We start from the raw sequence: 8,100 nt of genomic DNA, 5'->3' as shown, positions 1-8,100 counted from the left end.
GTGTTGATCTCGGTCAGTTCCTGGTCGCTGACCAGATTGCCCGCCGCCATCACCATGTTGTGGGCTGATTTGTAGGCCTCGACGGCGTTCTCGGCCTGCTGCACGCGCTTGCGCTGCTCCTCCAGCCGCGCGGTGATGGAATCGGAAGCGTCCGTGGCCATCTTCGCGCGCGCGCTCGCCTGGTCGGCCAGGTAGGCCTGCGCGATGGCGTTGGCGAGCTTCGCCGCCTTGTCGGCGCTCTTGGCGGTGACGATCACGTCGAGCACCAGCACCTTGTCGGCACGCTTCACCGCCAGCCGCCGGCGCAGCGCGTCGAGCGTCTTGCCCGTACTGTCGGTTTCGGCCGACCCCGAGCCCAGCACGCCGCCGAGCAGGCGGCCCAGCAATCCGCCCTGCCCGTTGAATTCCGGATCCTCGGTCAGGTTGGTCGCCTCGATGGCCCGCAGCAGCACGCCCGTCGACTGGACGACGCTGACCTGGCTTTCCACCATGGTGATGCCGCCATCGGGCGGAACGCGGCTCGGATTGACGTCGTTGGTGACCACCTGCAGGTCTTGCGGATCGATGAGGATTTCCGCCACCGAGCTGTAGAGCGCCGGCGTCATCAATCCATAGACCAGCGCCCCGAGTGTCAGCAGCGCGGCGGTCAGCAAGATGAGGAAACGGCGGCGCACCAATATGCGCTTCACGTCACCCAGCTCGACGGTCGAGGATGCATAGGGCGCCGTCGTCACTGGCTCCGGCGCATATTGCATCGCCTCCGGAGCGGGTTGTTGCGGCAACGAGAGCAGGGATGATTGCAAAGGTCGCTCCGACAACACTCCGTGTGCCTGCAAGTGTAAATTGCAGCTTCGACCTAGCTATTCCTCCAACTGTTAAAACGCTGTTAATTATGTTGAGAGCTCTTCTGATTTTTGGCACGGAGTTTGCCTAATAAAGGCACGTGCATGTCGACACGGGCGCTGGTGAGCAGGAGACGGATGGAAATGGGGCAGCAGATCAGTCCAGACCATCCGCGCGGCCATCTCTCCTGCCCTATTTTCGAACACCGGCCAGACACCGATGAAGATTCTAGGGGTGCGACATGCAAGTGAGCCTGCGCCTGGACAGCGAATGCGTCCGTGCTTTTCATCTGCTGCTGGCGCAGCGCCTGGCGGCACTGGCCCAGGTCGAGGTGTCCGTCGATGCCAGGCCGGCCGGAAGCGGCATTCCAGGCAGCGCCGCGGCATTGTTCCAGCTTGAGACAGCCATCCATGGCCTGCCGGCGGACGGGCTGGCCAAGCGCCAGCCGCTGTCGGCGCTGGCACCCTATCGGACGCAGCCGCCCGCCTCTGCCGATCTGGTGATCGACCTCTGCGGCGACGTAAACCTGGAAGGAACGCGGGTCTGGCGCGTCACCTATGACGGCGCCGCCGGCGAAGCAGCCTTGCTGGCGCTGATCCTCGACGGACGCACGCCGCTTGCCCGCATCGAGGAGAGCGGCGCCACCGTCGCCGAAGGACGCCTGGGCACCGAATATGGCGGCATCGCGCTGGCCTCCTTCCAGGACATGCTGGCGCGCACCGCAAGCCTGATCCTCGCGGCAATGCCCCCCTCGGCAGTGAATGGCGCGGCGCGGGCCGCCCTGCCGGTGCTGCCCGGACCGGCGCAGACCGGTGGCCCGCCACAGATACCCTCCACCACCAAGCTCGGCATCAGGGCGGGCAAAGCGCTGGCGCGGCGCATCGTCCAGAAGATCTACCATCTCTGCTACAACGCCCCCCACTGGAAGGTCGGCTGGCGCGAGACCAAGGGGCAGGATCTGTTCGATCTGCGCGCGCATCCGGCAACCGGCTGGCAGGTGCTGCCCGACGACGGCAGCCGCTTCTACGCCGATCCGTTCCCGATCCTGTACCAGGGACAAGTGACCCTGTTCGTCGAGGACTATATCCATCGTCTCGGCCGGGCCATCATCTCCGCCGTGCCGTTCGGTCCGTCGGGGCCGATCGGCCGTCCCGAGCCGGTGCTCGACCTGCCCTACCACCTCTCCTACCCCTTCGTCTTCGAGCGCGACGGCGAGGTCTGGATGGTGCCGGAAAGCTGCGCAAACCGCACCGTCGATCTCTACCGCGCCACCGCCTTCCCCGGCGGATGGGTCAAGGAAGCGACGCTCTTGTCCGACGTCGTCGCCAGCGACGCCACTCTGGTCGAGCATGGCGGGCGCTGGTGGCTGTTCGCCACTGTCCGGGACGGCGGAGGCGGCGCCTTCTCCGATGCGCTGCATCTGTGGTCGGCGCCCGACTTCCGCGGCCCCTGGACGCCGCATCCCAAGAACCCCGTGCTGGTCGACATCGCCTCGGCGCGGCCGGCCGGCCGCATGGTCAGGCGCGGCAACGACCTGCTGCGTCCGGTGCAGGATTGCCGCAGGAGCTATGGCGCCGCCCTTGGCATCGCACGCGTCGCTCACCTTGATTTGAACGGCATGGAGCAAGTCGTCGAGACCATCTTAACTCCTGGGGCGCTATGGAATGGGCGCAAGCTGCACACGCTCAACGAGGCGGGCGGCCTGGAGTTCATCGATGGCTCGGCGATCGCGCCGCGCTGGAAACAGAAGCGTTCGCCGTTAACGTAAACAATGGTTACTACCAGCCACCCGCGCTGGTTGCTTGAGGTTGATATGGGGCCGGAAGATATTTCCACCGCGGATTGTGCAGGCGCTAGATGACCAGCAGAAAGGCAAAGACATGACCACCGCCGCGGCTGGCCCGACCGAAGTCGACGTAGCGATCATCGGCGCCGGAATGGCCGGCACCACCCTGGCAACGCTGTTGGCAAACGCCGGCCGCAAGGTGGCGCTGGTCGATCCGCACCGCGTTCATCATGACGAGTTCCGGGCCGAGAAGATCGGCGCGGACCAAATGCAGCTGTTCGAGAAGCTCGGCATCGACAAGATGGTCATGCCGCTCGTCACCCCGTTTACCGACGTCGATGTCTTCCGCCTCGGTCAATTCTTCGCCCGCGAAAAGAAGTGGGAGTACGCATTTTCCTATGGCAGGTTGATCAACGGCCTGCGCGATGCACTGCCGCCGCAAGTGCCAATCACCGTCGGCAAGGTGGCCGAGGTCTCGACCGGACCAGACCGGCAGCGGCTTGTGCTGGCCGACGGCGGCGTCATCGATGCCCGGCTGCTGGTGGTGGCCACCGGCCACAGCGAATCGGTGCGGCGCACCATCGGCGTCGAGCGCGTCGAATTGTCGAAGGCGCATTCGCTGTCGATGGGATTCGACCTCGCTCTTGCGCGGCGTGACTGCGCCTTTGGGGCGGTCACCTGCTACGGCAAGCGAGCCTCTGACCGTGTCGCCTATCTCACCGTCTTTCCCATCGGCGACAAGATGCGCGCCAACATGTTCGTCTATCGCACCGTCGCCGAACAATGGACGCGGGACTTCCGCGCCGATCCGCAGAAAATGCTCCGCGAGCTCATGCCCGAGATCGCGGCGCAATGCGGCAACTTCGAGGTGGCGAGCCCGGTCGAGGTCAGGCAGGTCAGTCTGACCACGACACAAGGCCATCGCCGCGACGGGGTCGTCTTCATCGGCGACGCATTCAGCACGACATGCCCGACGCCCGGCGTCGGCATCGGGCGGGTCATGATCGATGTCGATCAGCTCCATTCCGTTCACATTCCGCGCTGGCTGGAGACACCGGGCATGGCGGCCGACAAGATCGGCGCTTTCTATGACGACCCGGTCAAGGTGGCCTCCGATAAGGCAGGCATGCGGGTAAGCTTCTACGCCAAGCAGATCACCACCGAGACCGGACTGGAATGGCGCGTGCGGCGCCTGCGCAACAACACGGCGCGTCAGCTGATGATCATCGGCCGCAAGATGCGCCATTTGGGACCGCGGCGGGAGCCCGGAATGGCGTGAGGGTCCTCCGCTTTCTCCCGCCATCGAAGGCAGAGGCGTCTTGCCTTCTGCTTTCCCTCGGGAGAAAGGGAAGCGCGCCGGCCTTGTGATCGCGGGCGCAGCAACTGGTAGCAAACGAGCGCTAAGAGGCCGAAGGGGGCTGTCCCGCCAGCCTCAAAGGCCTACAACGCGCGAACGCTTTGATGCCGTTGCTTGCATCCGCCGCCCTACGCGGCGGGCCACATAATCCGAGGAAACCCTCACCCCAATTGCAGCCCAGCCTTCCTCGCCGCCTCGCGCAGGAACGGCAGGCCGACACCGATCACATCGTCCGGGTTCTCCGCCACCGGCCGCCAGACGGCGAGCCCGCCGGCGATGTCGACATCGACATGATTCATGCTTTCGAGCGTGATAGCGCCGGAGTAGCCGATGTCAGCGATAGCCTTCATGCAGGCCGCCCAGTCGAGCATGCCCCGTCCCGGCACGCCGCGATTGGCTTCCGAGACGTGGACATAGCCGAGATAGGGCGCCGCGGCCCTGAAGCCGGCCTCGAAACTCTCCTCCTCGATATGCATGTGATAGGTGTCGAGATGGATGAAGATGTTGTCGGCGCCGACGCGTTCGATGATGCGCGCGGCGTCGATGCCGCGGTTGATCAGATGCGTCTCGTAGCGGTTGCAGGGCTCGATGCCGAGCCTGAGCCCATGCGCCTTGGCGGCCTTGGCCGCGCGCACCAGGAACCGGCACATGCCGTCGATCTCGCCTTCGGTTGGCGCCCGTCCTGACGTCTTGCCAATCGTGCCATAGGTGACGCCGCCAAGGGCGCTGCTGCCCACCGCCTGGCAGACGCCGAAGGCCGGTTCGAGAAAGGCCAAAGCCTCGTCCGGCCGTGCCACAACGTCAAGTGAAGCCGGCAGGCCAAGCGATGGAATAAGCTCGACATTCCAGCGTTCGGCAAACGCGCGGGTGCGTCTGGTGTCGATCTCTTCGGGACGCAGCAACGGGATTTCGAGCAGGCCGATGCCGAGGCCCTTCAGCCGCTCCATCCGCGGCTCGATCAGGTCGATGTCCCAGACCGGGGCGATGGCGAAAGTGTGCAGTCCAAAAGTGTTCATCTCAGCCTCTGTGATCGTGCGCGGTCGCGATGCTGTTGTCGCCGAACGGCTATTGCGGGTTTGCGGAATGCGGGCCGTTGGCTGGCGAGCCAACGGATTCCCGCATCAGAACCTTGCAAGGTTCGAGCCGCGCCGTCGGCGGCCCCTCCTCGCCTTCGATCCGGGCAAACAGCGCCTCGATGGCATGGCCGGCGATCTGGCGCACCGGCTGCACCACGGCGGCGATGGCCGGCCATGTCACCTGCATCCATTCGGCATCGTCGAAGCCGACCAGCGAAATGTCGTTGGGGCAGTGCCAGCCGCGCCGCCGGAACTCCGACAGCGCCACCAGCGTGCCCTTGAGGAACAGCGAATAGACGGCCGTCGGCCGCTTGCCCCGGCCTTCGCCCCTGTCGAATTCGCCCTTGTCGAAATAGTCACGCAGCTGCGCCCTGAGCGGCTCGACATCGGTTTCGGCAAGCACGACATCGATGCGCACATCCGGCGCCAGGTGCAGCGCGGTGGTGCGAAATCCGTCGAGACGGGCGCGCACCGTCGCCGCCTGCTCGCCGAGGCCGACGACAAGGATGTGACGGTGGCCCTTGCCGATCAGTTCGCGCGCCACTTCGGCGCTGGCCGCGGCGCTGTCGGCCGACACCGTGTCGAAGGCATCGTCGCAGAGCACCCGGTCGATCAGCACGCCGGTCATGCCGTTGGCCTTCATGAAGGCGGCGGCCGGGCCGTGCTCGTTGCGCACCGGCGCCAGCACCACGCCGGCGACCCGCCAGTCATGCATGCGGGCGAGGATTTCCGTTTCGCGCGCTTCGGATTCGCGGCTCGACGCCGCCACCAGCGTGTAGCCGCGCTGCTCGGCGAGGCTTTCGAGCTGGGTGACCATCTGGCCGAAGAACTCGCTTTCGAATTCCGGCATGATGGCGCCGATGATGCGGCGCTTGGCCCGGCGCATGTCGGAGGCCAGCGGATCGACGCGGTAACCAAGCTGTTCGATGGCGTCGAAGACGCGATGCGCATTCTCGGGCTTCACCGTGGTGACGCCGGCCATGACCTTGGAGACGGTCGCCGCCGACACGCCGGCGCGGCTGGCCACGTCGTGGATCGACGCACGCCGTTGCTGGTCCTGCCTGTGCGCCATTGCTCCTCCTCCCGAGGCGCGGACAGAGGCATTTCTGTCCGCTGGAGAAACGAGTAAATCGATTTTTCTCGGTTGTAAATCGGTTCATCGGCGGTATTTTAGCGGCAGAGCCACATGTCGCCCAAAATGTAATACGGCTTTGGGACAATGACTTGGGCAAAGCAAGAATGCGCGGCGTCGGGATCGCGTCGGGAGGAATCGTCGTGCCAAACAAGGATTTGCCGCTGGTGATCAGCGCGCCGGAACCGCGCTCGCTGGAGCTGATCTTCACGCCGCCGCAGCTGGCGCGCTTTCGGGCGAAATACCGCATCGTCGAAACCACGGCCGAAGACGTCGCCAAACTGCCGGTCGACGTGCTGGCGCGGGCCCGCTATATCGTCGGCCAGCCGCCGATCTCTTCCGAGACGCTGGGGCGGATGACGGCGCTGCGCTGCGTCTTCAATGTCGAATCCAACCTCCTCGACAACATGCCTTACGAGACGCTGTTCATGCGCGGCATCCATGTCGTCACCACCGGTCTGGTCTTCGCCGAGCCGGTGGCCGAGCTTGGCCTTGCCATGGCGCTCAACCTTGCCCGCGACATCGTCGATGCCGACCTCGCCTTCCGCCGGGGCGAGGAGTTGTGGGGCGGCGACGGCAATCAGACGGCGCGGCTGCTCTCCGGCGCCAATATCGGCATCATCGGCTTCGGCGATCTCGGCCGCGCGCTGAACCGGCTGCTGACGGGTTTCCGCACCCGCACCAAAGTCTTCGATCCCTGGCTGCCGCCGTCGATCCTGATCGACAATGGCGTCGAGCCGGCCTCGCTGGACGAGGTGCTGACATCGAGCGACTTCGTCTTCGTCGTTGCCTCGGTGACCTCCGAGAACCAGGGCTTTCTCGGCGCGGACGCTTTCGCCAGCATGCGCAAGGGCGCCGCCTTCATCCTGCTCAGCCGCGCCGGCGTCGTCGATTTCCCCGCCTTGATGGCGGCGGTGAAGAGCGGCCACATCGTCGCCGCCAGCGACGTCTTCCCGGAAGAGCCGCTGGCGAGCGACCATCCGGTCCGCACCCTGCCCGGCTTCCTGCGCTCGGCCCACCGCGCCGGCGCGCTCGACGTCGCCTTCAAGCGCATGGGCGACATGGTGCTGGAGGACATGGACCTGATCGATCGCGGCCTGCCGCCGCTGCGCTCCAAGCGCGCCGAGCGCGAAACGGTCTCGCGCATGCGCTCCAAGCCGGTGGACCGGAACTGACGGGGCGGGCACACCCGCTTGGTGGCGGGAGATTTTGACTGATCCGGAAAGCCCACAAGCCGACGCGCGTCTCGTCGTGATGGAACAATCGTCCCCCTGACAGGTTTTGCAATAGGCCGGGCGGTGGGACGCCCGACCTACTCCAGAAGGCCCGTCACGATTCGCGTCGGTGGCGGGCCTTTTCGTTTTGCTGCGCACTCCATGGCATGAGGAACCTTCGCAACAAAGCGACGTTGGTCCTCGCCGGTCAGGCAGACAATTCGCAAAAAGGAACATTCCATGGGAAGCACAAGTGACAAGGCCTCTGGTCTCGCCAATCAGGCCGTTGGCAAGGCCAAGGAAGGCGTCGGCAAGGCGGTCGGCAATGACCGCCTGCGCGCCGAAGGCGCCGCACAGGAGGCCAAGGGTAAAGTCCAAAAGGCTGTCGGCGACGCCAAGTCCGCCGTCAAGGAGGCGACCAACAAGACGGCCGCCGCCATCAACAAGAACCTCTAAGGTTCTTCGCTTTTCCAAAGACAATTGGAGGCCGCCGTTCGAACCGGCGGCCTATTCATTTGCGGCCGGATATCGCGCCCTACCACAATCGCCAGGTCGTGGTTCTTCAGCCCGCGGACTGGGCGGCCTGGATCAACCTGGCAAAGCCGGAGGCCGAACTGTTGCGTCCACTTCCGGCTGGAGCGCTTCTGGTGGAGACCGTGCGCTCCGAAAGTGCGTAACCGCCCGCAAAGCGA

General features: G+C 65.3%; 7 protein-coding genes and 1 pseudogene. 5 read left to right on the top strand and 3 right to left on the bottom strand.

The window, feature by feature from the left end:
• Positions 1-755: Wzz/FepE/Etk N-terminal domain-containing protein (locus FJV80_RS32085; protein WP_246689100.1), on the bottom strand; the 755-nt coding region annotated here is incomplete at its 3' end.
• Positions 756-1,084: 329 nt separating this feature from the next.
• Here FJV80_RS32085 and FJV80_RS32080 point away from each other — a divergent pair.
• Together FJV80_RS32080 and FJV80_RS32075 are read left to right on the top strand one after the other, a co-directional pair.
• Entirely contained in the window at positions 1,085-2,611 is a 1,527-nt protein-coding gene (locus tag FJV80_RS32080; protein WP_142878314.1) for a formyl transferase, read from the top strand.
• Between the two features lie 112 nt (positions 2,612-2,723).
• Entirely contained in the window at positions 2,724-3,908 is a 1,185-nt protein-coding gene (locus FJV80_RS32075; RefSeq protein ID WP_142878313.1) for an NAD(P)/FAD-dependent oxidoreductase, read from the top strand.
• A gap of 239 nt (positions 3,909-4,147) precedes the next feature.
• Here the strand turns inward: FJV80_RS32075 and FJV80_RS32070 are convergent, their stop codons facing one another.
• Positions 4,148-5,002, bottom strand: a complete 855-nt coding sequence (locus FJV80_RS32070) for a sugar phosphate isomerase/epimerase family protein (protein ID WP_095775068.1) — start codon at positions 5,000-5,002, stop codon at positions 4,148-4,150.
• 49 nt (positions 5,003-5,051) lie between these two features.
• Positions 5,052-6,134: a LacI family DNA-binding transcriptional regulator gene (locus FJV80_RS32065; RefSeq protein ID WP_142878312.1), complete on the bottom strand. Its 1,083-nt coding sequence runs from the start codon at positions 6,132-6,134 to the stop codon at positions 5,052-5,054.
• Between the two features lie 203 nt (positions 6,135-6,337).
• On the opposite strand from FJV80_RS32065, the gene FJV80_RS32060 reads away from it, so the two are divergent.
• The 3 genes and pseudogenes from FJV80_RS32060 to FJV80_RS35445 all read left to right on the top strand — a co-directional run.
• Positions 6,338-7,369: a hydroxyacid dehydrogenase gene (locus FJV80_RS32060; RefSeq protein WP_095775194.1), complete on the top strand. Its 1,032-nt coding sequence runs from the start codon at positions 6,338-6,340 to the stop codon at positions 7,367-7,369.
• A gap of 279 nt (positions 7,370-7,648) precedes the next feature.
• On the top strand, positions 7,649-7,864 hold the full coding sequence (locus FJV80_RS32055; protein WP_095789258.1) for a CsbD family protein: 216 nt from the start codon (positions 7,649-7,651) through the stop codon (positions 7,862-7,864).
• A 65-nt stretch (positions 7,865-7,929) separates the two neighbouring features.
• Positions 7,930-8,085, top strand: a pseudogene (locus tag FJV80_RS35445) (SOS response-associated peptidase); the annotation flags it as partial.
• Positions 8,086-8,100 lie beyond the last annotated feature (15 nt).

The sequence above is a fragment of the Mesorhizobium sp. WSM4310 genome (genome assembly GCF_007003935.1).
Classification (GTDB): domain Bacteria; phylum Pseudomonadota; class Alphaproteobacteria; order Rhizobiales; family Rhizobiaceae; genus Mesorhizobium.
The sequence above is the reverse complement of the archived record's forward strand: the minus strand, read 5'-3'. Positions and strand labels throughout refer to the sequence as shown.

Bases quoted from the DNA above. Each gene is read 5' to 3' on its own strand.
- FJV80_RS32065 (WP_142878312.1), bottom strand. From the start codon at position 6,134: ATGGCGCACAGGCAGGACCAGCAACGGCGTGCGTCGATCCACGACGTG.
- FJV80_RS32070 (WP_095775068.1), bottom strand. From the start codon at position 5,002: ATGAACACTTTTGGACTGCACACTTTCGCCATCGCCCCGGTCTGGGAC.
- FJV80_RS32075 (WP_142878313.1), top strand. From the start codon at position 2,724: ATGACCACCGCCGCGGCTGGCCCGACCGAAGTCGACGTAGCGATCATC.
- FJV80_RS32080 (WP_142878314.1), top strand. From the start codon at position 1,085: ATGCAAGTGAGCCTGCGCCTGGACAGCGAATGCGTCCGTGCTTTTCAT.
- FJV80_RS32055 (WP_095789258.1), top strand. From the start codon at position 7,649: ATGGGAAGCACAAGTGACAAGGCCTCTGGTCTCGCCAATCAGGCCGTT.